This window comes from Phenylobacterium deserti, from assembly GCF_003254705.1.
GTDB classification, from domain to species: Bacteria; Pseudomonadota; Alphaproteobacteria; order Caulobacterales; family Caulobacteraceae; genus Phenylobacterium; species Phenylobacterium deserti.
On sequence record NZ_QFYR01000001.1, the window covers coordinates 582335 to 605449 of the forward strand.

Consider the following 23115-nt stretch of genomic DNA (forward strand, 5'->3'; position numbering starts at 1 on the left):
CTACGCCTCCCCGCGCTGGCCGGAGGCCCGCTTGATGGCCGCGCGGATCCGCCCGTAGGTGGCGCAGCGGCAGATGTTGCCGTTCATGGCCGCGTCGATGTCCGCGTCCGTGGGCTTGGGGTTCTTGGTCAGCAGGGCGGTGGCCGACATGATCTGTCCCGGCTGGCAGTAGCCGCACTGGGCGACGTCCAGTTCGGTCCAGGCCTGCTGCACCCGCTGCCCGACGGCAGAGGCGCCGATCCCTTCAATGGTGGTGATCTTGCCCTGCACCGCCGACACCGGGGTCACGCAGGAGCGGATCGGCTGGCCGTCCAGATGGACGGTGCAGGCGCCGCACTGGCCGACGCCGCAGCCGAACTTGGGGCCGAGGACGCCCAGGGCGTCGCGCAGGGTCCAGAGCAGAGGGGTGTCCGGATCGACGTCCGCCTCGCGGACCTTTCCGTTGACGTTGAGCTTGAAGGCCATGGGCGCCCCTCCGTTATCCAGCGGAAGCTAGTGGCGCCGATGCGCCGGGCGCAAGCGGCCTCAACGCAGGTCCGGGATCTTGATCTCGATGACGGCCGAGAAGCCGGTCGGCTCGAAGCTTGACTCCACCCTGCCCCCGCGGTCGCGCAGGGCGGCCTCCAGCAAGCGACTGCCGAAACCGCGCCGGCCGCTGGGGGCGACTTCCGGCCCCCCCTGCTCGCGCCACCGGAAGGCGGCGCACCCATCCGGCGCGGGCTGGACCGAGATGAGGACCATACCACCGGCCCGCGACAAGGCCCCATGCTTCACCGCGTTGGTGCCGAGCTCGTGCAGAAGCAGGGCCACGCCGATCGCCGTTTCGCCGCTCATGGTCACCTGGCGCAGCGCCAGGTCGATCTGGAAGCGCCCGAGATCGAACATGGTGAGGACCTGGTCGAACAGGTCGCCAAGCCCCACCGCCTGGCCTCCGGAGGCGGTCAGAAGATCTTGAGAGGCGGCCATGGCGCGAATGCGCGCGGACAGCACCGCCTCCATCGCCTGCACCGTGTCGGCGCCCTGGGCCGCTTGCCGGACCATGGCGGCCATGATCTGCATGCCGTTCTTGGAGCGGTGGGCGAGCTCGCCCATCATCAGCAGGCTGCGTTCTTCCGCCGTGCGGCGCTCGGTGACGTCCAGGGTGGTGCCGACCACCAAGGCCGGACCGCGCGCATCGCGGATCATGCGGCCGCTCATCATCAGCCACTTCACCTCGCCGGCGTCGGTGACGATGCGGTGCTCAAGCGAGAAGTTCGGCCCCACCGCCTTGTCCCGCGCATGAAGGAAGGTGCGGCGGGTGAGCTCCAGGTCGTCCGGGTGGATGTGGCGCAGGTAGGTGTCCAGCGTCACCGACGCGCCCGGCGCCACACCGAAGATCTCCCGGTTGTGCTCCGACCACACCACGTCACCGGTCCTCAGGTCCCACTCCCACAGGCCAAGACCCGTGGCCTCCACCGCCAGCTCCATGCGGCGGCGCTGCCGCTCCAGAGCCTGCTCCAGACGGCGGCTTTCGGTGATGTCGGTGACCAAGCCGTCCCACAGGGTGGAGCCGTCGCCGAGAAACCGCGGGGCCGACACGATGCGAGCCCAGCGCAACTGGCCCTCCGGGCCGTGGATCAGCACTTCCATGCGAAAGGGCCGCCGCTCGGCCAGGGCGGCGCGCTCGGCGTCCAGGTAGCAGGGCCGGTGCTCTTCCAGGATGCAGTTGTAGAGGAGGTCGGGGTTCATCAAGGCCGCGGCCGGCGCGACGCCCGTCAGCGCTTCGCAGCTGGAGCCAATGTAGGTGAAGCGCTTGAATGTTCCGTCAGCGGAGGCATGCATCTGGAAGGGCATGCCAAGTCCCAGGGTTTCCGCCATGTCGCGGAAGGTCGGATGTTCTGTCCGCACCAGGTCCATCCGATCTTCCACGGAGCCCGCCCTCTCCCATCGCGCGAATTACATTGGTATGCGCGCATGGGCTGCACAACACCAAATGCTGTGTGTGCAGGATGCTGGACGGCGAAGCGGCGCTATGACAACGCGACCGGAAGCCTCAGACGCGCGGCAAGATGACCACCATGTCCGGCAGTTCGTTCGGATTGTCGGTACGAGCGGGGAAGCGCTCGGCCAGGATGTCGGCGCAGAGGCCCACCGCCGCCGCAAAGCCGGCCGCCGGCTCGCCGCGCTTCAGACCGGCGACCAGAGCCGCCATGGCGCGGTCCCAGACGCCGGGCTCCACCTGTGAGGCGATGCCCTCGTCGGCGATGATCTCGGCCATGTGTTCGGCGAAGGAGACGAAGATCAGCACGCCGGTCCGCTCGCGCGTCTGGTGCAGGTTCTTGGCCAGGAACTGAGCCTGGGCCAGGCGGCGCACCCGCTCGCGCTTGAAGGGTCTTGGCGTCAGAACCCGGCGCACGGCCGGAATGGAGGCCAGGAGGAAGGTTGCGGCGAACAGCACCGCCTGCAGCATCACTGCGCCCAGCAGCGCGTCCCGCGCGGCGCGTTCGGCCAGCGCGCCCGCCTGCACCGCCGACCAGCCGCCCAGCAGGTCCGGCGCACTGACATGCACGCCGGCCAGCAGGAGAATGGCAGGACCCAGCAGGGCGACGCCGGCCGCCCAAGCCAGTGGCGTTTCGCCGTAGTCGGAGCTTTCCTCCGCCACCACGCAATAGATCTCGCCCGTGGTGCGGGCTTCGGCCTCGCGCACAGCCGCCTGGATGGCGGAAACGTCCGAAGGGGTCAGCGTCATCTCACCAGCTCCCCGAAGATCCGCCGCCGCCGAACGAGCCGCCGCCGCCCGAGAAGCCGCCGCCGCCCCAGCCGCCACCGCCACCACCGCCCCAACCGCCGCCACCGCGACCGTTGTTGGAGAGGATGAGCGGCAGGAGCCACCACAGGCCGCCGCCGCCGCCGCGTCGCCCTCGACGCCCGCCGCCGCCGAACGCCCGGAGCGCGCCGGCGAAGATCCAGAAGAAGATGAACATGGCGACCAGGGCGCCGATCGGCAGGCCGCCGTCGCCGCTGGGCTGCTCCAGTTGCGCGGCCTGGGCGACGTTGGCCCTGGCCTGGTCTTCGGGCAGTGCGAGCTGAGCGATGAGGGCTTCGGTCCCGTCGACGACGCCCTGCTCCATCTCGCCAGCCCGGAACCTGGGCAGCACTCGTTGCTGGAGAATGACGCTGGAAAGCGCGTCGGTGAGCACCGGCTCCAGGCCGTAGCCCACCTCGATGCGGACTTTCCGTTCCTTGGGCGCGACAAGGAAGATCGCGCCGTCATCCTGCTTTTCGCGTCCGATGCCCCAGGTCCGGCCAAGCTGGTAGCCGTACTCCTCGATCTCGTACCCCTGGAGGTCCGGAACCGTGGCGACCACCACCTGGCGGCCGGTCTGGGCTTCCAGCCGCGCCAGATCGCCGTCCAGCCGCTGCTCGGCCGCCGGAGACAGGATGGCGGCGTTGTCCACCACCCGGCCGGTCAGGGGCGGGAACTTGGGCTGCGCCGACGCCGCGCCTGCGCCGAGCCAGAGGAGCCCGGCGAGCGCAGCGGCGGCGATGGTGCGGACGGCGCTCACTGAGCGGGCTGAGGCGCCGGAGCTTGGGCCGGAGCCGCCGCCGGAGCCTGGCCGGGCGGCAGGGCCCCGGGCGCGGCGGGCGGCGCGGTGTCGAAGCTGACGGTGGGCGCGGTCTGCGCCTGAACCGAGGCGGAGAACAGCTGCATCGGCTGCGAGCCGCCATGCATGGTCTTGGCCCAGATCACCTGCGGGAAGGTGCGCAGGGTGGTGTTGTAGTCGCGAACCGCCTCGTTGTAGTCGCGCCGGGCGATGGCGATCCGGTTTTCGGTGCCTTCCAGCTGGCTCTGCAGCGCCAGGAAGTTCTGGTTGGACTGCAGCTGCGGATAGTTCTCGGTGATCATCATCAGCCGACCGAGCACGCCGGAAAGCCGGTCCTGCGCCTGGGCGTACTCCTGGAAGGCCTGGGGGTTGGTCAGGGTGGAGGCGTCCACCCGCACCTGGGTGGCCGAGGCGCGCGCCTGGGTCACCTCCACCAGCACGCCGCGCTCCTGGGCCGCGTAGCCGCGCACGGTGTTGACCAGATTGGGGATCAGATCGCTGCGGCGCTGATACTGGTTCTGGACCTCGGCCCAGGCCGCCCGAGCCTGCTCTTCCTTGGTCGGGATGGTGTTGATGCCGCAGCCGGCGATCAGCACAGGCGCGAGCGCGATCATCGCGAGGCGAGCGAAACGGTTGCGCAGGGTCGTCACGTGGCGAAGCTCCCGATCAGGTTCAAGCCCAAGCTTGCAGACGCATATGTTGTCCCGTCCTTGATCCAGCGCAACCGGCCAGCCATGACGGAGCCGGAGCAGACAAGCTTCAACGGGCGCGGGAGTTCCGGAGATGGCGCAGGTGCGTCCCTACTACGTCGAACGCGGCCTGAGCGCGGCCTTCTATGACGTGGTGACCGCCACCGACGCGTCGCTGCCCGGAGACATCGACATCTATGCGGGGCTGGCCGCGCCCGGCGGCGAGGTGCTGGAGCTGGGTTGCGGCACCGGCCGCATCACCGAGGCGCTGGCCCTGCGCGGCTACCTCGTCACCGGCGTGGACCTGGCGCCGTCGATGCTGAAGCAGGCCGAGGCGCGCCGGGCCGCCCTGCCCCCGGAGGCCGCCGAGCGCATCCGGCTGCTGCAGGGCGACATGACGGACCTGAACCTGAAGCGCAGCTTTCAGGCGGTGCTTTGCCCCTTCTTCACCCTGGCCCACGTGCCGGCGGGGACTGCCTGGAAGAACACCTTCCGGACCATGGCCGCGCACCTGGAGCCGGGCGGCATGGCCGCCGTCCACCTGCCGCTGGCCGAGCACATGCGCGGGCCGCCGCCGGCGCGCGAGGCGATCGTGCTGGACGAGGCGCTGCCCGGTGGCGGGCGACTGCAGCTGCACGTCCTGGAGCGCCGGTTCCGCGAGCGGATCGGCCGCTTTGACCAGGTGATCGAATATGTGGAGCGGGACGCCCGGGGCGCGGTCGTGCGGCGTTCCGCCGAGCGGCTGACCTACTACGTAGCCGACCCGGTCCCGTTCGCAGAGCAGGCCGGCTTTGTGCTGGACCGTCCGCCGATCGACCACGGCGCGGTCGGGAAGATCTTCATCTTCAAGCGGATCTGAGCCGCAACAGACGGTCATCAACCGTGTTTGGCCGAGCGGGGCGGCGCGTGGCATTAGCCCGCTACTGATTCTGCGAGATGCCGCCCCGATGCCCATTCCCTTCATCGACCTTCAGAGCCAACGCCAGCGCCTGGGCCAGCCCCTGGAGGACGCGATCCTGAAGGTCGTGCGGTCGGGCGCCTTCATCATGGGTCCCGAGATCGGGCAGCTGGAGACCGCCCTAGGCGAGTTCGGCCGCGCGCCGCACGTGCTGTCCTGCGCCTCGGGCACCGACGCTCTGGTGCTGCCGCTGATGGCCTGGGACATCGGGCCGGGCGACGCGGTGTTCTGCCCCTCCTTCACCTTCGCGGCGACGGCGGAGGCCATGCCGCTGGTGGGCGCATCGCCGGTGTTCGTGGACATCCTGCCCGACACCTACAACATGGATCCGGCCAGCCTGGACGCCGCCATCGAGGCGGTGAAGGCCAAGGGCGAGCTGACGCCGAAGGCGGTGTTCGCGGTGGACCTGTTCGGCCAGCCGGCGGACTATCCGGCCATCGCCGCCATCGCCCGCAAGCACGGCCTCAAGCTGCTGGCCGACAGCGCCCAGGGCTTTGGGTGCACCCTGAACGGCGAGCACCCGATCCACTGGGCCGACGTGGCCACCACCTCCTTCTTCCCCGCCAAGCCGTTGGGCGCGTATGGGGACGGCGGGGCGGTGCTGTCCAAGGACCCGCTCTTCCACGACCTGCTGGTCTCGCTGCGCGTGCACGGGCAGGCGGTGAAGTCGGACATCGAGGGCAAGACCTTCGAGCACGATCCGAAGTACCTGAACGTGCGCGTGGGCACGAACAGTCGGATGGACACGATCCAGGCCGCCGTCCTGCTGCAGAAGCTGACTATCTTCGCCGACGAGATCGACGCCCGGAACCGGGTGGCCGCGCGCTATGCCGAGGGGCTGTCGGACGTGGTCAGGACGCCGACGGTGATTGAGGGCGGGGTGTCGGTCTGGGCCCAGTACACCATCGAGACCGAGAACCGCGACGGTTTGGCCGCGCACCTGCGCGAGCAGGACGTGCCGACGGCGGTCTACTATCCCATCCCGATCCACAAGCAGGGCGTCTATTCGGTGTATCCGACCGCGCCGGGCGGATTGCCGGTCACCGAGGCGGCGTCCGCCAAGGTGATCAGCCTGCCGATGCACCCCTACCTGTCAACCGACGACCAGGACACCATCATCGGAGCGATCCGCAGCTTCGTTTCCTAGGCGGCGCTGTCCCAGATCCCGCGCAGGACCTCGGCCTGGATCGCAGCCTGGGCGAGACCGGCGCGGGCGGCGTCGGCACGCCGGCTTTCGTCCATCACGTTCGGGCCGAAGGCTTCCACGCTGGCCTCGTCAGGGGTGATGGTGACTACCACCGCGCCGCCGTCCTGCAGGTCCTGGATCTCGGGATCGAGGTTGAATGAGACGGGCGCGACCAGCACCACCGTCTCGTAGCCCACCGCCAGGTCGAGATTGGTGATGGAGCGCAGGCCGCCATCCACGTAGCGGCGGCCCTGGACGGTCACCGGCGGGAAGATGCCAGGCACGCTGCAGCTGGACGCCACCGCCGGGATGAGATCCACGCCGCTCTGTTCCGTCCAGAGCTGGAAGCCGCCGTCCTGGGCGTCCACCGCGGTGCAGGCGAAGCGCGCCGGGAAAGCCGCATCGCCCAGGTGACTTTCGAAGTAGCGCAGGAAGTCGGCCTCCGAGGCGGTCTGCGCGGCTAGGGCGTAAGCCCCGATTTCCGCGCGGCCTTCCGCCGGGTTTCGGGTGCCGCTGTTGAGCTCGGCCATCATGGCCATCAGCGTGCCGAGGTTGGGCGCAGGGCCGGCGGTGGGGCGCTCGGGCCGCGGCTCGCGTGGCTCAAGGATGGCGTCGGCGAGGCGCACGGTCTCCAGGCCCGCAGCCAACTGGGCGCCCACGAAGGCGCCGGCCGAGGTGCCCAGAATGAAGTCGGCCTGGCCGAGATCGACGCCGTTCTGGGCGAAGCCGGCGATCAGGCCGCATTCCCAGCCGATGCCCACCGGGCCGCCGCCGCCCAGCACCAAGGCGCGTTTCGTCATGTGCTCTCCAGCTCAACCAGGCGCGGCTCGGTGAAGAGCCCGCGCGGACCATCGGCTGCGCCGCCCCCGCCCGTCCAGCCCTGCGTCGAGCGGCGGCTTTGCGCGCGGCGGGCGCGGCCCTTATGAGCGGGGCATGATCTATCTCGTCCGTCACGGCCAGACCGAGTTCAATCGCGAGCGGCGCCTGCAGGGCCATGTGGATTCACCGCTGACCGAACTGGGCCTGCGGCAGGCCGCGGCGGCCGGAGCTCTGCTCAAGGACCTGACCGGCGGCGGCGCGGGATGGCGCGTCGTCTCGAGCCCCCTCGGCCGGGCGCGGCGCACCGCCGAGATCATCGCTGAAGCGCTCGGCGTCACCGAGATCGAGAACGAGCCGCGGCTGATCGAGCTGTCCTGGGGGGCGTGGGACGGGCGGCTGCGCGACCAGTTGGCGGCCGAGTATCCCGAAGCGTTCGGCAAGACCGGCTGGGCGTTCCATGCGCCGACGGGCGAAAGCTACGCCCAGGTGTGCGCGCGCATGCAAAGCTGGCTGGACAGCCTGCCCGCCGAGCCGGAGCGGCGGGTGATCGCGGTCAGCCATGGGGTGGCCGGGCGCGTTCTCCGTGGGGTCTATGGCAGCCTGCCGGAAGGCGTGGTTCCGGGACAGGACGCGCCGCAGGACGCGATCTTCCGCCTGCAAGGCGGGGCGATCGAGCGGATCGCGTGCGAGCTGGCGGCCTAGCTTTTCCGCAGCTTCTTCAGCCGGCGCGGGATGTCGGCCGCTTCCCGGTCGGGGCCCAAGAGGTGCAGCACCGCGAGAACGCCCAGGGTGGCCGCCACGCCGATGGCGAAGGCGCCGGCCGTGGCCGCGGTGATCCCGACAGCGCCCAGACTGAGGGGCTTGGGCTCCATCCAGTGCACCAGCTCGCCGTTCGGCTCCTCCGGCAGGATGTCATCCACGAAGTCGAGGGTATGGTCGCTCACCTTACAGCCTCCGCCGCTGAACTCCCCAGCTAACCCTTTCCCATGGCAGGGGTTCCGCGAGCGCACGCCGGAGGGTAGAAGCGGGCCCACATCGATCCATTTGACCTGCCGCGGACGGACATGGCCGGACACTCAAAGTTCAAGAACATCATGCACCGCAAGGGCCGCCAGGACGCGGTCCGCTCGAAGCTGTTCTCCAAGCTTTCGCGGGAAATCACCGTGGCGGCCAAGACCGGCCTGCCGGACCCGAACATGAACCCGCGCCTGCGGCTGGCTGTCGCCAACGCCAAGGCCGAGTCCATGTCCAAGGACGTGATCGACCGGGCGATCAAGAAGGCCATCGGCGGCGACGCCGAGACCTATGAAGAGATCCGCTACGAGGGCTTCGGCCCGGGCGGCGTCGGCGTGATCGTCGAAGTGCTGACCGACAACCGCAACCGCGCGGCGGCCAACGTCCGGTCGATCTTCACCAAGAACGGCGGCAACCTGGGCGAAACCGGCTCGGTGTCCTTCATGTGGGATCGGGTCGGCCAGATCGTCTATTCGGCGGACGCGGGCTCCGAGGACAAGGTCATGGAGGCGGCCATCGAAGCCGGCGCCGACGACGTGGAGTCCGACGAGGAAGGCCACACCGTCTACACCGCCTTCGAGTCGCTGTCGGAAGTGGCGCAGGCGCTGGAAGCCAGCCTCGGCGCGGCCAAGTCGACGGCCATCGCCTGGAAGCCCAAGGTGCGCACGCCGCTGTCGGGCGATGCGGTGTCCACGCTGCTGAAGCTGCTGGACAGCCTGGAAGACGACGACGACGTGCAGAACGTCTACTCCAACGAGGACATCTCGGCCGAAGAGCTGGAGAAGCTGGCGAGCTAAGGCTCGCCGGCCCCGCGCCATGGCCCGACCTCCCGAAGATCCCCGCGTCACCGACCTGCGTCGCTACAAGAAGGCGCGGGAAGCGCAGGCGCGCCAGGCGGCCAAGCCCCGCCGGGCCAAGGAGCCGTTCCTGGGCTCGCGGCCCAAGGCCGGGCTGATCCTGGTGGCGGTGCTGGCGGTGGTCGCCCTCCTGTGGGTGCTGCCGGCCCTGCTCTGAGCTGCAACCGCCAAGCTTGCTGCGCGCTTAAGAAGGTCCGTCTACGGACTGGCAGGGCGCGATGGACGACCTCTACGAGAACCTGGTGCGCTATGCGCTGCCCCTGCTCGCCGCCTCGCTGGCCGGCGGGCTGATCGGGCTGGAGCGGGAATACCGCGGGCGGCCGGCGGGGCTTCGCACCCACATCCTGGTGGCGCTGGCGTCCTCCACGCTGATGATCGCCGCGGTGCACCAGTTCACCTGGATGGACGACACGCCCCACGAGGTGATCCGCATCGACCCGGTGCGGATGGCCCACGGCATCCTGACTGGCATCGGCTTCCTGTGCGGCGGGGTGATCTTCCGGCAGGGGCTGACGGTGCACGGCCTGACCACCGCAGCCTCGCTGTGGGTGACCTCGGCGCTGGGCACTCTCTACGGCATGAGCCTTTACGGCCTGGCGATCGGCGGCACGTTGATCACCCTGGTGGTGCTGGCGGGCTTCCGGTGGGCCGACCACCACGTGCCGCAGCTGAGCGTCATCGATGTCGTGGTCCGCTACCGCCGGCGGGACGCCCTGCCCGAGCCGGAGTTCCGTGCGCTGCTGGACGAGCTTTCGCTGCACAGCTCGGCGATCACGCACCGTCTGCTGCAAGGCGGCGAGCTGATCGAGCTGGCGTCCACGGTGCGCGGCAAGGGGGCCGAGAAGGGGCAGGAGCTGGCCGCCCGCCTCTGCAAGGACGACCGGGTCTTCGAGTTCGAGGTCGCACCGCGCAAGGACTGACCCCCGCGGCCAAGCTTGCAAGGCGCACGCGGCCCGGCCACAAGCCTCGCCATGCCGGCCTTGTCTCAGAAACTCGTCAACCGCCTGGTGATCGCGGCGGTGATCATCGGCTTCCTGACGGTAGGGGTCGCGGGGCTGCTGGGCGCCCGGGCGCTGCAGCAGAACCTGAACTACACCGCCTGGGTGACGCACACCTATCAGGTCCAGCAGGCCCTGTCGGACTACCGCATCCTGAACGAGCGGGTGGAGACGGCGCGACGCGGCTTCCTGCTGTCGCGTGATCCGCAGTTCCTGGTGGTCTACGAGCGCGCCAAGCGCGAGCTCTACCCAGCGCTGGACCAGATCGAGGAGCTGACCGGCGACAACGCGGTTCAGCAGAGCAACATCAAGGGCTTGCGGCTGCTGCTGGGCAATCAGCTGGAGGCGCTGGACAATTCCGTCGAGGCCGCCAAAGCGGGCCGCGCGCAGGACCGGTTCGGCGTCGACGAGGGCGTGGCCAGCACGCGGGCGATCCGGGCCATCACGGACCGGATGAGCCGCGAGGAACGGGCCAAGCTGCTGGAACGGGACGCGGACCGTCGGGCCAGCGTCGCCGACCTCACTCGAATCCTCTCAGTGGCAGGCGTCTTGCTGGTGGTCACCGGGCTTGGGTCGCTGTGGGTGATCCTGGCGTTCACGCGCGACCTGACGGCGTCGCGCAACCAGCTGGCGCGACTCAACGCAGGGCTGGAGGACGAGGTCCAGGCGCGGACCGCCGACCTGCAGCGGGCCAACGACGAGATCCAGCGCTTCGCGTACATCGTCAGCCACGACCTGCGCTCGCCGCTGGTCAACGTCATGGGCTTCACCAGCGAGCTGGAAGCGTCGGTCAAGCCGCTCGCGAGCATGGTCGCCAAAGCCGAGGCGGAAGCGCCCGGGCTGGTCACCACCGATGCGCGGCTGGCGGTGGAAAGCGATCTGCCCGAGGCCATCGGCTTCATCCGCAACTCCACCCAGAAGATGGACCGGCTGATCAACGCCATCCTCCAGCTGTCGCGCCAGGGCCGCCGGGTGCTGGTCCCCGAGAAGGTGGACGTCCAGAAGCTGATGGAAGGCATCGCTGGCAGCCTGAAGCACCGCAGCGATGAGGTGGGCGCGACCATCGAGGTGACGCCGGGCCTGCCAACCCTGATCACCGACCGCCTGGCCTTCGAGCAGATCTTCTCGAACCTGGTGGAAAACGCGCTGAAGTATCTGAAGCCCGGCCGTCCCGGTCAGATCCAGGTACGCGGCCAGCGGCTGCCCGGCGGGCGCGTGCAGTTCGAGGTGATCGACAACGGCCGCGGGGTGGATGCCAAGGACCACGAGCGGATCTTCGAGCTGTTCCGCCGCTCGGGGGCGCAGGACCAGCCGGGCGAAGGCATCGGCCTGGCCCACGTGCGGGCGCTCGCCTACCGGCTTGGCGGAACAGTGACCGTCGAGTCCGCCCTTGACCAAGGGGCGACCTTCCGGGTTTCTCTCCCGGCCAAACTCAGCCTCGAAGGGGCCGCGGAATGAACGACACGCGACACGTCACCATCGTCATGATCGAAGACGACGAGGGACACGCGCGGCTGATCGAGAAGAACATCCGGCGGGCGGGGATCATGAACGAGATCCGCCACTTCCCGGATGGGACTTCGGCCCTTTCCTATCTGCAATTCGACGCGGCCGGCCCGGCGATGAACGGTCCGGCCCTGGTGCTGCTCGACCTGAACCTGCCGGACATGAGCGGCACGGACATCCTGGCCAAGATCAAGTCGGACGACCGGCTGAAGCGCACGCCGGTCGTGGTGCTGACCACCACCGACGACAAGGTCGAGATCCAGCGCTGCTATGACTTGGGCTGCAACGTCTACATCACCAAGCCGGTGAACTACGAGAGCTTCGCCGACGCGATCCGCCAACTCGGCCTTTTCCTGTCGGTGATCCAGGTGCCCGAGGCCGCCGGGTGACCGAGCGGAACTGCCGCGTTCTTTATGTCGACGACGACGAAGGCCTGCGGCGGCTCGTTGCGCGGGCGCTGACGCGCCGCGGCTACCAGGTGGAGACCGCGGCCAGCGGCGAGGAAGGCTTCGCCCGCGTGCAGGCCGAGAGCTTCGACCTGGTGGCGCTGGACCACTACATGCCCGGGCAGGGCGGCTTCGCCACGCTCGAGCTCATCGTCTCCGAGATCCCGAACCCGCCGCCCATCGTCTACGTCACCGGGTCGGAAGAGACGCGGGTGGCGGTCGCGGCGCTGAAGGCCGGCGCCGCCGACTATGTGGTGAAGACGGTCGGCGAGGATTTCTTCGACCTTCTGGAGAACGCCTTCGAAGGCGCGCTGGATCAAGTCCAACTGCGCCGCCGCAACCAGGAAGCCGAAGAGGCCCTGCGGGCCAGCAACCATCGGCTGGAAGCCCTGCTGCGCGAGGTGAACCACCGCGTAGCCAACAGCCTGCAGCTGGTTTCCGCCTTCGTGCAGATGCAGGCGTCGTACCTGCCCGACGAGACTGCGCGGGCGGCCCTGCAGGACACCCAACGGCGCATCGAGGCGATCATCCAGGTGCACCGCCGGCTCTACACCTCGGGCGAGGTGGAGACGGTGGACATGCAGGACTATCTGGCCGCCCTGGTCCGCGAGCTGGAGGACACCTGGTCCACGCCGCAGGCGCCCCGGCGGCTGCAGCTGGAGGTCGAGCCGATCCGGCTGCAAACCGATCGCGCCGTCTCTCTGGGGGTGATCGTCAACGAACTAATCAGCAACGCCTGCAAATACGCCTATGAGCCGGCCGAACCCGGCGAAGTGCGGATCGGCCTGTCCCGCGCCGGCGACGCCGACCTGCTGCTGACGGTGGAAGACGACGGTCGCGGCCTGGATGAAGCGGCGCCGCCGCAAGGCACCGGCCTGGGCGGACGCCTGATCAAGGCGATGGCCAAGAGCCTGGGTTCGAACGTGGTCTACGAGACCGACCGTCAGGGTGTGCGCGCCAGCCTGCGCGTCCCGGCCTAGGCCCGGCGCTCGACCTCTTCGGCGGCCGGCGGTGCGGCCAGCACCCGTTCCATCTCAGCCACGAGGCGGCCTACCTGGATGGGTTTGGCGACCAGCCCGTCCATGCCTGCGGCCAAGTAGGCTTCGGCGTGATGGGTCATCGCGTTGGCTGTCAGAGCCAGGATCGGCGTGCGGCGGCCAAGTCCGACTTCGAGGGCGCGGATCTCGCGGGCGGCAGTGGGGCCATCCATCACCGGCATCTGCACATCCATGAGGATGAGGTCGAACTCGCCGGCGGCGGCTGCGTCTACCGCCTGGGCGCCGTCCGCAACGATGTGCACGTCCACCCCCAGCTGCGCCATCAAGGTCTGCAGGACTTGCCGGTTCATGGGGTTGTCTTCCGCCGCGAGCACCCGAAGGCCTGCGCGCTCCAGCTCTTCCGGATCGGCGGGCTGAGCGGGGGCGCTGGCGGCCCCGGCGGCCGCACGCTCGAGCGGCAACGTCAGGGTGAAGGTGGAGCCCTGCCCCACCACGCTGGAGACGGTGACACCGCCGCCCATCAACTCCGCCAGCTCGCGGCAGATGGCTAGGCCGAGGCCCGAACCGCCGAAGCGGCGGGTGGTGGAGGCGTCGGCCTGAACGAACTTGTCGAACAGCGCCGCCATGCGCTCCGGCGCGATGCCGGGTCCGGTGTCGGACACCCGGATCTGCAGGCGTTGGTTGGACAAGGTAACCCAGATCTGCACCGAGCCGCTGTCGGTGAACTTCACGGCGTTGGACACGAGGTTGTTGACGATCTGGCGGACCCGAGTGGCGTCGCCTCGCCAGCAGCCGTGAGCCTCCGGCGCGACATGGGCGGTGAGGTAGATGTCCTTATCGGCCGCCAAGGCCGTGTAGGCGGCCAGCGCCTGTTCGACGATCTGGGCGGCGTCCACCACCCCGTCTTCCAGCTCCATGCGTCCCGCTTCGATCCGCGACAGGTCGAGCATGTCGTTGAGCAGGTTCAGAAGTGTCTCGCCGCCCTGGCGGATCACCGCCAGCCGGTCGCGCTGCGCCTGCGGGAGGGCGTCGCGGTCCATCGCCTGCGCCATGCCGATCACACCGTTGAGCGGCGTGCGGATCTCGTGGCTCATGGTCGCGAGAAACGCGGACTTCGCTGCATTGGCGGCGTCTGCGTCGTCGACCGCGCGCTCCAGCGCCGCGGTGGCTCTGGCCAGGGCTTTGGCGGTGGCGACGTTCCGCACCCCCGAAATGATGGCGTAGCAGGCGAAGATCATCGTGCCCGCGCAGACCATCGTCTGCTGCGGGTTCTCCCAACGGGGAACGAGGATGGGCGTCAGGATCAGAGTGGCGGTGACCGGCGCCGCATACATCACCAGGGCCAGCGCCGAGCGATAGGAGAAGGTCAGGGCGTTGATGAGCAGCCCGGCCCAGATCAACAGGGCGAGGAACTGCGAGCCATGGGCCGGGGAGCGCCAGAACATCTGGCTGAGCCAGAGCCAGACGGAGATGTTGAGCACCGCGCAGGCGACATAGACCAGGCGCTGGTGGTGGCTGGCGCGTCCCTCGATCAGCGGGACGGTGACGAAGCGCAGCAGCGTCTCGAAGATCAGCGACAGGGTGAGGTAGGTCGCCACCACGGGCACGCCGACGGCCGGAGCGCTGCCCACCGCGATGATCACGGCGGCGACGAAGCGGCTGGGGCCGAGGCGCCGGGAGTCGATGGCGGCGCCGTCGAGCTCTTCCAGCCTCGGCTTCTGGATCTGCAGTTTCAAGCGCCTTCCCCTCGCATGCGGAGGCTAAGGCGCTAGTCAGAACAATCGCTTAACGGCCGGCTGGCGTCAGCGGGACCCGCCGAGGTTCTTGCGCAGGATCGCCAGGATGATGAGGCCGAAGCCCACCAGGCGAAGGACGTAGATCGGCGCCTGGTTCTCGCTCGGGATGCCCGTCAGCAGGGGCAGCGGTGTGGCGATGGCTAGGATCAGGAACGCCAGGGCGAATGCGCGGAACAGGCCATCGCGCGTGCGCCGCCAGAACCGCAGGAAGAACAGCGCGGCGACGAGATAGCCGGCGGTCTGAAGGCCCGTGATGAAGCCGAGGGTTTCGGGAGATTCGGGGATCAAGACTCGGCCTCCCAGATGAAGCCGTAGATCAGCACCGCAATAGCCGCGAGGGCCGTGATCTGCCGGAACGGAAGCAGGTAGTAGTCCGGGAAAAACACCCGGTCCGCCACCAGGAACACGTTGTTGAGGGCCAGAAGCACAAAGGCGATAGCGGTCCAGAGGAGCAGACGCGCCCGGGTCCTGAACCACGCACGCAGGAGCAAGCCCGCGCACACGGTGCTCGTCGCCAAACAGAGAAGATAGACCGCCGGCGCCGCCCAGGCCGTCATTTGCCGTCCCCCCGGAACTTGAACGCGTCCGCCAGCGACTGCACCGACGTCGGCTTGGCGATCATGTTGACCACAGCCACGGGCCGCTCGCGGTAGGCGGCCTCCAGGCGGGTGCAAAGATCGTCCAGCACGGGATTGGCCGGTGCATAGCGGAAGCAGCCGTCATCGTCGGGAATGACAACTCCGGCGGCCTCAAGCCGCTGAAGATTGTCAGAAACCAGCATCTGGCTCGCGCGCAGTTCCCGCACCAGATCGGCGGGCGCCCAGCACCGATCCGGATCCCGGCGGAGCAGGAGCAGCAGCTCCAGCGCCCAAACGGAACGGATGTGCTCGCGCACGAAACCGATAAGATCTGGGCCTGCCGTCAACGCGCCCCCCAAACGAACAGCGCCGCGAACCTAACGTCTTAGGCCGGTCGATCAAGCTTTGCTGGGGCAGTTTGTCGCAGAACGCGGTTCAGGGGACCGGCGCCTGATCCTTAGGGCCTTCGCTGACCGCGCCCATGCCGGCTGTCGAACTGGCGGTGGATTGCGCGGTCTGAGCCGCTTCCGCGCGCTTGCCCTCGTCGAGCACGACGGCGTCCACGGACGCTTTTGCGGGAGAGGATCGTCCGCCGCCGGCGCAGGCGGCCAGCGGCAGGATCAGCAGGGAAAGGACGGCGACGCGCATGGCAGGGCTCCTTGGCCGAACCAACGCCACCGCCGTCCGAAAGCTCCCTTAGGCCGGGTAGCGCCAGGTCTGGCCGCCGCTCTTGCGGGCGGCGAACTGCTGCTCGGCCAGCTCCCAGTTGGCGACGGTGTCGAACCACTTCTCGAGGAAGGTTTTCCGGTCCTGGCGGTAGTCGACGTAGTAGGCGTGCTCCCACACGTCGCAGAGCAGCAGCGGGGTGAGCTCGGCGGAGTTCGCCAGCGTGCCGCCGTCATGGGTGCTGAGGACCACCAGGCCCTGATCGCCGGCGGCGAGCCAGGCCCAGCCGGACGCGAAGTGGTTGGCGCCTTCCTCGACGAACTTGGTGCGCAGGTTCTCCAGCGAACCGAAGGCCTGAGTGATGGCGTCGGCCAGCTCGCCCTGCGGGCCGCGGTAGTTCGGGGTCATGCTGTCCCAGAAGAACGCGTGGTTCCAGGACTGGGCGGCGTTGTTGAACAGCTTGCGGTGTTCACGGCGCTCGGCCTCGGTCACCAGCTCCTCGACGCTGAGGCCTTCCAGGCCCAGTTCGGACACCAGGCCGTTGGCCACGTCCACGTACTTGGCGTGGTGCTTGTCGTGGTGGATGTGCATCGTCTCGGACGACACGGTCGGCTGCAGCGCCTCGTAGGCATAGGGCAGTTCAGGCAGTCGGATCATGGCGGGGCGCTCCTCAACGCTTGGGGGAAGCTGCACTTAAGGGCCGCGTCCGCAGCCCTCAAGCGGAATGGCCGCTTGAAAGCAAACCTTCACGCGGCTGTCCCGCACAAACGCCAAACAACGCCTCAAATGGCGCCCGGCGGCTCCGCATAACCTGTAGTCAGGGCCGAGGAGAGACGCGCCAGTTCGCCATCCCGCGCGCCCGGATCGAACAGCAGTGGGAACTCCGCACGCGCCTGCCCCGCCCACCAGGCCTGGAAGGTCGAGGGGCCGCTAGCGAAGGGATCGGGGTAGGCGTGCTGGAGGTCGGCGCGCAGGCGATAGACCCAACGCTGCTCCTGCGTGATGGGCGCGCCGTCCGCGAAGTGGTCGAGACCCCATGGGCCGCTGGATTGAACCGAGACCGCCGCCCGCCCCGTTTCCGAGCGGTACCAGTCCGCCAGGGCCCGCACGGCGTCGCCGGCCTGCGCGCCGCCAAAGGTCGCCGTCTGGTCGATGGCGCTGAAGTGGAAGAAGCCCAGGGGCTCGCCATTGACGCGGACCTCTTCGCCGCCCCCGATCTCAAGGCGGCGATGGGACAGGTTCCAGGGCGCCACGTTGAAGCGGGGCGAGCGCAGCACCCGAACTCCGTCGAAATAGGACGGCGCCAGATCGATCCAGCGCTGGTCGGTGAAGATACCGTTGGGGATGTCGGCCCGGCAGAAGCGGTAGCAGCGGTCGGCCCACCACCGTGCAAAGGCGCGCCCTTCCTCCGACCCCGCCACGCCGACGAAGCCGAGGTTGTAGACCCCGTGCTGCAAGGTGCAGACCTCGTTGAACACGATGCCGTCGTGGGTGGATTCCGGCTGCGTCTGATGCGGGGTCAGCAGGATGTCGCTGCGCCCAAGCTCCGAAACCAGATCATCAAGGGCCGAGAACACCGCCACGTCGGGGTCGAGGTAGAAGACGCCGCCGCAGTCGGGATCGGCCAGGATCTTGGCCAGCACCCACGGCTTGATCGCCGTGGCGAGCTCCATCAGCGAGTGCCCGAAGGCCCAGGCCCTCCACGCGGGAATGCCGAGGTCCGGAAGCGCGTGCACCACGTCCGCGCCGGTGGCGGCGGCGATCTGCGCGCGATCCGGCGCGTCGGCCAGGGCGAGATGCAGGCGCCAGTCCGGGTGCAGCCGGCGCAGGCCGTCGAACAGCACCTTGACCTTGGGCGCATAGTTCAGCGCCGCGCTGGTGAACACATGGATGGTGGACATCGGAGCCTTAGGCGACAGCCGCCGGCGAGCGGCGCAGCAGCCCCATGAGGGCGCGCACCGGCGCCGTCAATCGCCACGAGGTCGAGTTGCGCAGGGCCTGGATCTCCAGCTCGCGCTCCAGAAGAGCGCGGCGCAGCTCGCTCTCGGCGAAGGCGGCTTCGGCGATCTTGCGCTCCCGCTCGCGGGCGCCGGCGCGCAGGTCGTCGACCAGCGCCTGCATGTCCTCCGGCCCCCACCGCCGAAGCCACTTGGCCCAGATGCGGTGGCGCCAGGCGGCCTGCTGCGGCTCGTCCAGACCGTCGCTGAGGATCGAGCGGCCGAGGTGCGCGCGGTAGGTGGCGGTGACACCGACCGACCGCGCGAGCTTCCCCAGGCGGGTGATCTGCAGCCAGAAGTCCCAGTCCTCGTAGACGTCCAGGCTTTCGTCGAAGCGGCAGCCCTGCTCCACCAGGCTGCGGTCGAACATCACGCCCATGATCGGCAGCCGGTTCCAGGCCATCAGGCGGGCGGCCGTGACGCCGTCGTCGTAGACGTCGATGACGCCCCGGCCGTCCACCACCTCGACTCCCGAGTGGGCCACCTGGGCCTGGGCCTTGGTCTTGGCTTCCGCCAGGCGGGCGACGTGTTCGGCGTGGAACAGGTCGTCGTCGTCCAGGAAGATCAGCAGCTCGCCGGACGCGGCGTCGAGGGCGGCGTTGGCCGCCTCGCTGCGGGACAGGGCGCGGCCCTGGCCCACCAGCTTCATGGGGAAGCGGCCGCACCAGGCCGGCAGGGCGCGGTGCTTGCCCGTGGCGTCCACCACGACCACCTCAATGTTCGGGTAGGTCTGGAGGGCGACCGAATCCAGCGCATCGTCCAGCTCGGGCCGGTCGACGCTGCGGATCAGCACGGACACCAGCGGCGCGTCCCAGGCGTCGATGCGCAGGCCAAGGCGGCGCTGGCGGCGATGCTCCGGCTGGTAGAGACCGAGCATGTCGCGCCCGATGTCCTCAGCCGACAGCACGAGGTAGGCCTCGGCGGCGGTAACGTCCTTGGGCAGGGTGTAGGTGCGGAACTGGTTCAGGGCCTCCACGTGGCGGCCATAGTCCTGGCGCTCCAGCTGGGAAGCGAAACAGGCCACCGCCGCCTGCTTGCGATGGGCCGATGCGCTGATGTCGAGCAGCAGGTTCGGCGGCAGGGGCACGCCGACTTCGTAGGCCGCCAGCCGCACCGGCCCGCCCAGGCGGCGCACCGCTTCCACGGCCGCCATGCCCAGGGCCCGGTGGTCGGGATGCATCTCGTGCACCGACGGCGCATAGATGAGATCGCAGCCTTGCGCCGCGGCCAGGATGTCGTGGATCAGCCGCTCGCCATAGGCCAGGCCCTGGTCGGGATAGCTCCAGAAAACCGGTTCGCCATAGCCGAGCACCTGGGCGGCGGCCCGGCTCTCGGCGCGGCGCAGCTCGGCGAACTGGGCGCGCGCCTCGCCTTCCAGCCCGAATGCGCCGTCGGTGGCGATCACCACCTTCACGGCGCTGCCGGCGTCCACGTGCGCCAGGATCGCGCCGCCGCAGCCCAGCACCTCGTCGTCGGCGTGCGGGGCCAGCACCAGAACCGAGCGCGCATCCAGGCAAAGGACGGCGTTGTAGGGGACGAGCTTGTGCTCCATGGCTCAGCCCTGTCCGGCGCTGAAGGCGACGATGGTGCTGTCCTCGGTCCAGTCGGCGCCCAGGCAGCGGGTGCGCGCCACCTCGCGCAGCAGGTCGCTGAAGACGGCGAGCCCGGTCTCCGCCCCGCCGTAGAGGCCCCAGCGGCGGCAAGCCTCGTCCGACGCCGAGCCGAAGACCAGGATGCCGCCAGGCCGCAGGGCGCTCGCCAGCCGCTTGGCCGCGACCTTCAGGGCGTCCACGCCCGGCAGGTAGTAAAGAACCTCGGCTGCGACGATCAGGTCATAGGGGCCGCCGACCTCATCCTGAGACGGATCGGCGACGCGCCAGGCGACGCGGTTGGCGGCGGGGCCAAGTCGCTCGGCCGCCCGGTCGAGGGCTTGCGGCATGGCGTCGACCACCGTCAGGTCGGTGCAGAGCGGGGCCAGCCGGGCCGTGAAAACGCCGGCGGCGCAGCCCACTTCCAGAGCGCGGCCGAATGGCGCGCGCGGGGCGATCACCGACAGCAGCGCATCGAAGCGACGCCGCTCGAATTCACTGGTCGCCAAGCTCCAGGGATCAGCCCCTGCGAGTTCGGTGCGGAGATGATCCGCGACGTCCAATCCTGCCACGCTCGCCCCCCTGCGACGTACATGGCCGCGCAGCTAGCGCGCAGATCGGCGGTTTCGCGAACGTCATTTCGTCGCATGCACGTTGCAGGCGTGAAACTCTCTTGTAACAAGAAATTCTCGCCGAAAGCGTGCGGGGAAGACGCCTATTCCGAGTAGGTGGGCCGGGTCGAGAGCGGCGCGTCGGGGTCGGACGGCGGGCGGGCCGCGGGGGTCGGCGCGGGCCGCGGCTCCACCGGCGGCACCACCACCGGGGTGGCGTTCTGCACAAGAGCCGGCGGCGGCGGCGCGGCTGCGGCGGGCGCGGGCGCAGCTTCGGCCGGAGCCGGCGCGGCGACGGCGGGTGCCGCGGCGCGCGGGCGCGCCTGGGCCACCCGCACAGGCGCGGGGGCGGTACGCGGCGGCTGCGCAGGCGTCGCCGAGGCGGTCTGCACCGGAGCGGGCGGCGGGATGGCGGCTGTTTCGGCAGCGGCGGGCGTGGTCACCGGCGCGCTGGCCACGGCTGTGGCGGCAGGCTCGGGCGCCGAGGGCGCCGGGCTGCGGGTCAGAACCAAGGCGAGCACGCCCAGGCCCACCACCCCGGCGGCGCCGGCGGCGATCAGCGGCAAGCGGCTGGCGCTTTTGGCTTTGCGAGGGGTGGCGAGCACCGGGCTCACCAGAGGCGGCGTGGGCTCCGGCGCAGCGGGGCGAGGCGCGGGCTGGGCCTGGGGCTGAACCTGGGGCTGGGGCTGTGGCGGCGTGGGCCGAGGCTGCGGAGCGGCTGCAGCCGGCGCGGGTCGGGGAGCTGCTTGCGGTGCAGCTTGCGGGCGCGGGATCGGCTGGGAGATCAGGCGCGGGCGTTGAGCCGCAGCCGGCGGCGCGGCGGGCGTCGGAGCCGGCGCAGGCGCCCCCTTGGGCAGCGGCGGCGGCAGGGCCGAGCCGGACAGAATGCTGGCGGGCGGCGCGCTGGTCGGGCGCGGCGGGGCGACCCGCGTCGGCGCCGGCGGCGGAGCAGCAGCCTTGGGCAAGGGCCCCACGCGCATCGGCGCGCTGGGCATCTTCGGCCACAGGCCGCCGCGGTCGAACGGATTGGCGGGCGGAGCGGGCTTCTTGTCGTCGGACGGAGGCTGCACGGTCTTCTTTAAGGCCACGGGTTGGATCAGCGGCGGCCACCTTAGCGCGGAGTTGGCCCGATGTGTGGCGTCTCGTGCGCCATTGACGCCGAAGCGCGGCCCCTCCACCTGAAGCCTGTCTTGACCCAAGCCGCCGACCTCCCCGCCGCCCCGCCCAAGTCCCCCTCCAGCCTGGCGGGTCCGTTGATCCTGTTCGTCTGGCTGGCGCTGGGCGTCCTGCTTCAGCGCTCGGACGGCGGCCTGTCCGGCTTCCTGACCTTCGCCTTCGTGATGGTGGGCTGGGTTCTGGCCGTGGTGGCGCATGAGTTCGGCCATGCGGGCGTCGCTTACCTCGCCGGCGACCACACAGTTCGCGAGAAGGGCTATCTGTCGTTCGATCCGCGCCGCTACGGCGATGTGGGCACAAGCCTTGTTCTGCCGCTGATCGCCTTGGCGCTGGGCGGCGTCGGATTTCCGGGCGGCGCCGTCTACCTGCGGCACGACCTGATGCGCGGTCCGGTCTGGCGGGCGGCCGCGTCGCTCGCCGGCCCCTTCGCGACCCTGCTGGTCCTGTTGCTGCTGGCGGCGGTGCTGCACGCCTGGCCTGCCGCCTCGCTGGGCGGGGCGCTTTATCCGGCGCTGACCATGCTGGCGTTTCTGCAGGCCATGGCCCTGGTGCTCAACCTCCTGCCGCTGCCGGGACTGGACGGGTTCAACGCCATCCGGCCGTTCCTGCCGGAAAGCTTCGGGCCGGCGCTGCGCAAGACCGAGGGCCTGACCATCGTCATCCTTCTGGTGCTGATCTTCGTCGTGCCGGGCGCCAGCGCCTGGCTGTTCGCCGCCGCGGCGTCGATCTGCGCGGCCCTGGGGCTGGACCTGCCGGCGCTGCAGGCGGGTTGGCGCGCCTTCCACTTCTGGCGCTGACCACACGGCTTGCCGGGTGACAGCCGCGATCGGGCGGCTAATCTGAACCCATGTCCAAGCTCACCAAGCGCCAGCTTCTCGCCCTTGCCGCCGCGTCCGCCGCGAGCCCGGCTTTCGCCCAGACCGCGCCCGCCGCCGACCCGGCGGCCACGCCCGCTCAGCCGCAGCCGACGCCGACACCCGATTCAGCGGCCGCCGCTGCGCAGCCGGTTCCGGCCGAGACCGCGCCGGCGCCCACGCCGGCCGCTGCGCCGACCCCGCCCGATCCGACCGCGGGTCTGGGCAAGACGGTGAAGGTTCGGCTGGCCACGCCGCAGGGAAACATCGTGCTGGCCTTGGCCGTAGAAAAGGCGCCGATCACCACCGCCAACTTCCTGAAGTACGTGGACTCCAAGAAGTTCGACAAGGCGACCTTCTACCGGCGCTCCAAGCCCAAGGGCTCCACCGGCAACGACTATGGCGTGGTGCAGGGCGGCTTCCACGAGACGCCGATCGAGAAGTTCCCGGCCATCAAGCACGAGAGCACGGCCAAGACGGGGATCAAGCACCTGGACGGCACCGTCTCCATGGGCCGGTTCGCGCCGGGCACCGCCACCAGCGATTTCTTCATCTGCGTCGGCGACCAAGCCTACCTGGACGCCAGCGCCAAGGACCCGGGCTTCGCCGCCTTTGCGCGGGTGGTCTCGGGAATGGACGTGGTGAAGAAGATCCTGGGAATGAGCGTTTCGCCCACCGCGGGGAGCGGGGTCATGAAGGGCGAGATCCTGGCCAGGCCCGTGCCGATCACCAGCGCCCGGCGGATCTGAGCCGGAACGCGCCGCCGCCCGCTGGGTTAGCCCTCCGACACATC

Annotated in this window: 28 protein-coding genes; 11 read left to right on the top strand and 17 right to left on the bottom strand. The window is 69.7% G+C overall.

Features of this window, described 5'->3' with window-relative positions; all coding sequences use genetic code 11:
* The 5 genes from DJ018_RS02865 to DJ018_RS02885 form a co-directional block, all read right to left on the bottom strand.
* On the bottom strand, positions 1-465 hold the full coding sequence (locus tag DJ018_RS02865; RefSeq protein ID WP_111513379.1) for a (2Fe-2S)-binding protein: 465 nt from the start codon (positions 463-465) through the stop codon (positions 1-3).
* Positions 466-525: 60 nt separating this feature from the next.
* Complete coding sequence (locus DJ018_RS02870; RefSeq protein WP_133254205.1) at positions 526-1908, bottom strand: sensor histidine kinase; 1383 nt, start codon at positions 1906-1908, stop codon at positions 526-528.
* A gap of 124 nt (positions 1909-2032) precedes the next feature.
* Positions 2033-2728, bottom strand: a complete 696-nt coding sequence (locus DJ018_RS02875) for a TPM domain-containing protein (protein ID WP_111513381.1) — start codon at positions 2726-2728, stop codon at positions 2033-2035.
* A 1-nt stretch (position 2729) separates the two neighbouring features.
* A complete protein-coding gene (locus DJ018_RS02880) occupies positions 2730-3545 on the bottom strand; it encodes a TPM domain-containing protein (RefSeq protein WP_111513382.1) in 816 nt (271 codons plus the stop codon).
* On the bottom strand, positions 3542-4198 hold the full coding sequence (locus DJ018_RS02885) for a LemA family protein (protein ID WP_111514644.1): 657 nt from the start codon (positions 4196-4198) through the stop codon (positions 3542-3544). The genes DJ018_RS02880 and DJ018_RS02885 overlap by 4 nt, the downstream gene beginning before the upstream one ends.
* Positions 4199-4367: 169 nt before the next feature.
* Here DJ018_RS02885 and DJ018_RS02890 point away from each other — a divergent pair, with 169 nt between their 5' ends.
* Together DJ018_RS02890 and DJ018_RS02895 are read left to right on the top strand one after the other, a co-directional pair.
* Positions 4368-5132, top strand: coding sequence for a class I SAM-dependent methyltransferase (locus DJ018_RS02890; protein WP_111513383.1), 765 nt, complete (start codon positions 4368-4370; stop codon positions 5130-5132).
* Between the two features lie 88 nt (positions 5133-5220).
* Positions 5221-6378 (top strand): DegT/DnrJ/EryC1/StrS family aminotransferase, encoded by a 1158-nt coding sequence (locus DJ018_RS02895; protein ID WP_111513384.1) that lies wholly within the window; start codon positions 5221-5223, stop codon positions 6376-6378.
* Here the strand turns inward: DJ018_RS02895 and DJ018_RS02900 are convergent.
* Positions 6375-7217, bottom strand: coding sequence for a patatin-like phospholipase family protein (locus DJ018_RS02900; RefSeq protein ID WP_111513385.1), 843 nt, complete (start codon positions 7215-7217; stop codon positions 6375-6377). The genes DJ018_RS02895 and DJ018_RS02900 overlap by 4 nt on opposite strands.
* A gap of 133 nt (positions 7218-7350) precedes the next feature.
* Between DJ018_RS02900 and DJ018_RS02905 the strand changes: the two genes are divergently transcribed.
* Positions 7351-7938, top strand: coding sequence for a histidine phosphatase family protein (locus DJ018_RS02905; protein ID WP_111513386.1), 588 nt, complete (start codon positions 7351-7353; stop codon positions 7936-7938).
* Here the strand turns inward: DJ018_RS02905 and DJ018_RS02910 are convergent.
* On the bottom strand, positions 7935-8180 hold the full coding sequence (locus DJ018_RS02910; RefSeq protein ID WP_111513387.1) for a hypothetical protein: 246 nt from the start codon (positions 8178-8180) through the stop codon (positions 7935-7937). The genes DJ018_RS02905 and DJ018_RS02910 overlap by 4 nt on opposite strands.
* Positions 8181-8300: 120 nt before the next feature.
* Here DJ018_RS02910 and DJ018_RS02915 point away from each other — a divergent pair, with 120 nt between their 5' ends.
* From DJ018_RS02915 to DJ018_RS02940, 6 genes are all read left to right on the top strand, one after another.
* Positions 8301-9047, top strand: coding sequence for a YebC/PmpR family DNA-binding transcriptional regulator (locus DJ018_RS02915; protein ID WP_111513388.1), 747 nt, complete (start codon positions 8301-8303; stop codon positions 9045-9047).
* Positions 9048-9066: 19 nt separating this feature from the next.
* Positions 9067-9264: a hypothetical protein gene (locus DJ018_RS02920; RefSeq protein WP_111513389.1), complete on the top strand. Its 198-nt coding sequence runs from the start codon at positions 9067-9069 to the stop codon at positions 9262-9264.
* 61 nt (positions 9265-9325) lie between these two features.
* The gene (locus tag DJ018_RS02925) at positions 9326-10027 is read left to right on the top strand and encodes an MgtC/SapB family protein (RefSeq protein ID WP_111513390.1); all 702 of its coding nucleotides are present in this window, start codon (positions 9326-9328) and stop codon (positions 10025-10027) included.
* A 51-nt stretch (positions 10028-10078) separates the two neighbouring features.
* A complete protein-coding gene (locus DJ018_RS02930; protein ID WP_111513391.1) occupies positions 10079-11563 on the top strand; it encodes a sensor histidine kinase in 1485 nt (494 codons plus the stop codon).
* Entirely contained in the window at positions 11560-12000 is a 441-nt protein-coding gene (locus DJ018_RS02935; RefSeq protein ID WP_111513392.1) for a response regulator, read from the top strand. The genes DJ018_RS02930 and DJ018_RS02935 overlap by 4 nt, the downstream gene beginning before the upstream one ends.
* Positions 11997-13037, top strand: a complete 1041-nt coding sequence (locus tag DJ018_RS02940; protein ID WP_111513393.1) for a sensor histidine kinase — start codon at positions 11997-11999, stop codon at positions 13035-13037. Before DJ018_RS02935 ends, DJ018_RS02940 begins: the two co-directional genes overlap by 4 nt.
* Here DJ018_RS02940 and DJ018_RS02945 read toward each other — a convergent pair.
* From DJ018_RS02945 to DJ018_RS02990, 10 genes are all read right to left on the bottom strand, one after another.
* Complete coding sequence (locus DJ018_RS02945; protein WP_111513394.1) at positions 13034-14791, bottom strand: ATP-binding protein; 1758 nt, start codon at positions 14789-14791, stop codon at positions 13034-13036. The two genes, DJ018_RS02940 and DJ018_RS02945, sit on opposite strands and share 4 nt — an antisense overlap.
* Positions 14792-14857: 66 nt before the next feature.
* A complete protein-coding gene (locus DJ018_RS02950; RefSeq protein WP_205853697.1) occupies positions 14858-15139 on the bottom strand; it encodes a DUF5985 family protein in 282 nt (93 codons plus the stop codon).
* Entirely contained in the window at positions 15136-15408 is a 273-nt protein-coding gene (locus DJ018_RS02955; RefSeq protein WP_111513395.1) for a DUF5985 family protein, read from the bottom strand. Before DJ018_RS02955 ends, DJ018_RS02950 begins: the two co-directional genes overlap by 4 nt.
* Positions 15405-15746, bottom strand: coding sequence for a hypothetical protein (locus DJ018_RS02960; RefSeq protein ID WP_111513396.1), 342 nt, complete (start codon positions 15744-15746; stop codon positions 15405-15407). Before DJ018_RS02960 ends, DJ018_RS02955 begins: the two co-directional genes overlap by 4 nt.
* 118 nt (positions 15747-15864) lie before the next feature.
* Complete coding sequence (locus DJ018_RS02965) at positions 15865-16077, bottom strand: hypothetical protein (RefSeq protein ID WP_111513397.1); 213 nt, start codon at positions 16075-16077, stop codon at positions 15865-15867.
* Between the two features lie 48 nt (positions 16078-16125).
* The gene (locus DJ018_RS02970) at positions 16126-16752 is read right to left on the bottom strand and encodes a superoxide dismutase (protein WP_111513398.1); all 627 of its coding nucleotides are present in this window, start codon (positions 16750-16752) and stop codon (positions 16126-16128) included.
* Positions 16753-16877: 125 nt separating this feature from the next.
* Positions 16878-17996: a glycosyl transferase gene (locus DJ018_RS02975; RefSeq protein WP_111513399.1), complete on the bottom strand. Its 1119-nt coding sequence runs from the start codon at positions 17994-17996 to the stop codon at positions 16878-16880.
* A gap of 7 nt (positions 17997-18003) precedes the next feature.
* Positions 18004-19644 (bottom strand): PIG-L family deacetylase, encoded by a 1641-nt coding sequence (locus tag DJ018_RS02980; RefSeq protein ID WP_111513400.1) that lies wholly within the window; start codon positions 19642-19644, stop codon positions 18004-18006.
* A 3-nt stretch (positions 19645-19647) separates the two neighbouring features.
* Positions 19648-20253 carry an SAM-dependent methyltransferase gene (locus DJ018_RS02985; protein ID WP_165842780.1) on the bottom strand — a complete coding sequence of 202 codons (606 nt, stop codon included), beginning with the start codon at positions 20251-20253 and terminating at the stop codon, positions 19648-19650.
* A gap of 143 nt (positions 20254-20396) precedes the next feature.
* Positions 20397-21380, bottom strand: coding sequence for a hypothetical protein (locus tag DJ018_RS02990; RefSeq protein ID WP_133254206.1), 984 nt, complete (start codon positions 21378-21380; stop codon positions 20397-20399).
* Positions 21381-21482: 102 nt separating this feature from the next.
* Between DJ018_RS02990 and DJ018_RS02995 the strand changes: the two genes are divergently transcribed.
* Both DJ018_RS02995 and DJ018_RS03000 read left to right on the top strand, forming a co-directional pair.
* Positions 21483-22265, top strand: coding sequence for a site-2 protease family protein (locus DJ018_RS02995; RefSeq protein WP_240609437.1), 783 nt, complete (start codon positions 21483-21485; stop codon positions 22263-22265).
* Positions 22266-22315: 50 nt separating this feature from the next.
* Entirely contained in the window at positions 22316-23071 is a 756-nt protein-coding gene (locus tag DJ018_RS03000; protein WP_111513403.1) for a peptidylprolyl isomerase, read from the top strand.
* Positions 23072-23115 lie beyond the last annotated feature (44 nt).

Coding starts and splice junctions, on each gene's coding strand:
- DJ018_RS02865 (WP_111513379.1), bottom strand. CDS start 465: ATGGCCTTCAAGCTCAACGTCAACGGAAAGGTCCGCGAGGCGGACGTC.
- DJ018_RS02875 (WP_111513381.1), bottom strand. CDS start 2,728: ATGACGCTGACCCCTTCGGACGTTTCCGCCATCCAGGCGGCTGTGCGC.
- DJ018_RS02885 (WP_111514644.1), bottom strand. CDS start 4,198: ATGATCGCGCTCGCGCCTGTGCTGATCGCCGGCTGCGGCATCAACACC.
- DJ018_RS02890 (WP_111513383.1), top strand. CDS start 4,368: ATGGCGCAGGTGCGTCCCTACTACGTCGAACGCGGCCTGAGCGCGGCC.
- DJ018_RS02895 (WP_111513384.1), top strand. CDS start 5,221: ATGCCCATTCCCTTCATCGACCTTCAGAGCCAACGCCAGCGCCTGGGC.
- DJ018_RS02900 (WP_111513385.1), bottom strand. CDS start 7,217: ATGACGAAACGCGCCTTGGTGCTGGGCGGCGGCGGCCCGGTGGGCATC.
- DJ018_RS02905 (WP_111513386.1), top strand. CDS start 7,351: ATGATCTATCTCGTCCGTCACGGCCAGACCGAGTTCAATCGCGAGCGG.
- DJ018_RS02915 (WP_111513388.1), top strand. CDS start 8,301: ATGGCCGGACACTCAAAGTTCAAGAACATCATGCACCGCAAGGGCCGC.
- DJ018_RS02920 (WP_111513389.1), top strand. CDS start 9,067: ATGGCCCGACCTCCCGAAGATCCCCGCGTCACCGACCTGCGTCGCTAC.
- DJ018_RS02925 (WP_111513390.1), top strand. CDS start 9,326: ATGGACGACCTCTACGAGAACCTGGTGCGCTATGCGCTGCCCCTGCTC.
- DJ018_RS02930 (WP_111513391.1), top strand. CDS start 10,079: ATGCCGGCCTTGTCTCAGAAACTCGTCAACCGCCTGGTGATCGCGGCG.
- DJ018_RS02935 (WP_111513392.1), top strand. CDS start 11,560: ATGAACGACACGCGACACGTCACCATCGTCATGATCGAAGACGACGAG.
- DJ018_RS02955 (WP_111513395.1), bottom strand. CDS start 15,408: ATGACGGCCTGGGCGGCGCCGGCGGTCTATCTTCTCTGTTTGGCGACG.
- DJ018_RS02965 (WP_111513397.1), bottom strand. CDS start 16,077: ATGCGCGTCGCCGTCCTTTCCCTGCTGATCCTGCCGCTGGCCGCCTGC.
- DJ018_RS02970 (WP_111513398.1), bottom strand. CDS start 16,752: ATGATCCGACTGCCTGAACTGCCCTATGCCTACGAGGCGCTGCAGCCG.
- DJ018_RS02975 (WP_111513399.1), bottom strand. CDS start 17,996: ATGTCCACCATCCATGTGTTCACCAGCGCGGCGCTGAACTATGCGCCC.
- DJ018_RS02980 (WP_111513400.1), bottom strand. CDS start 19,644: ATGGAGCACAAGCTCGTCCCCTACAACGCCGTCCTTTGCCTGGATGCG.
- DJ018_RS03000 (WP_111513403.1), top strand. CDS start 22,316: ATGTCCAAGCTCACCAAGCGCCAGCTTCTCGCCCTTGCCGCCGCGTCC.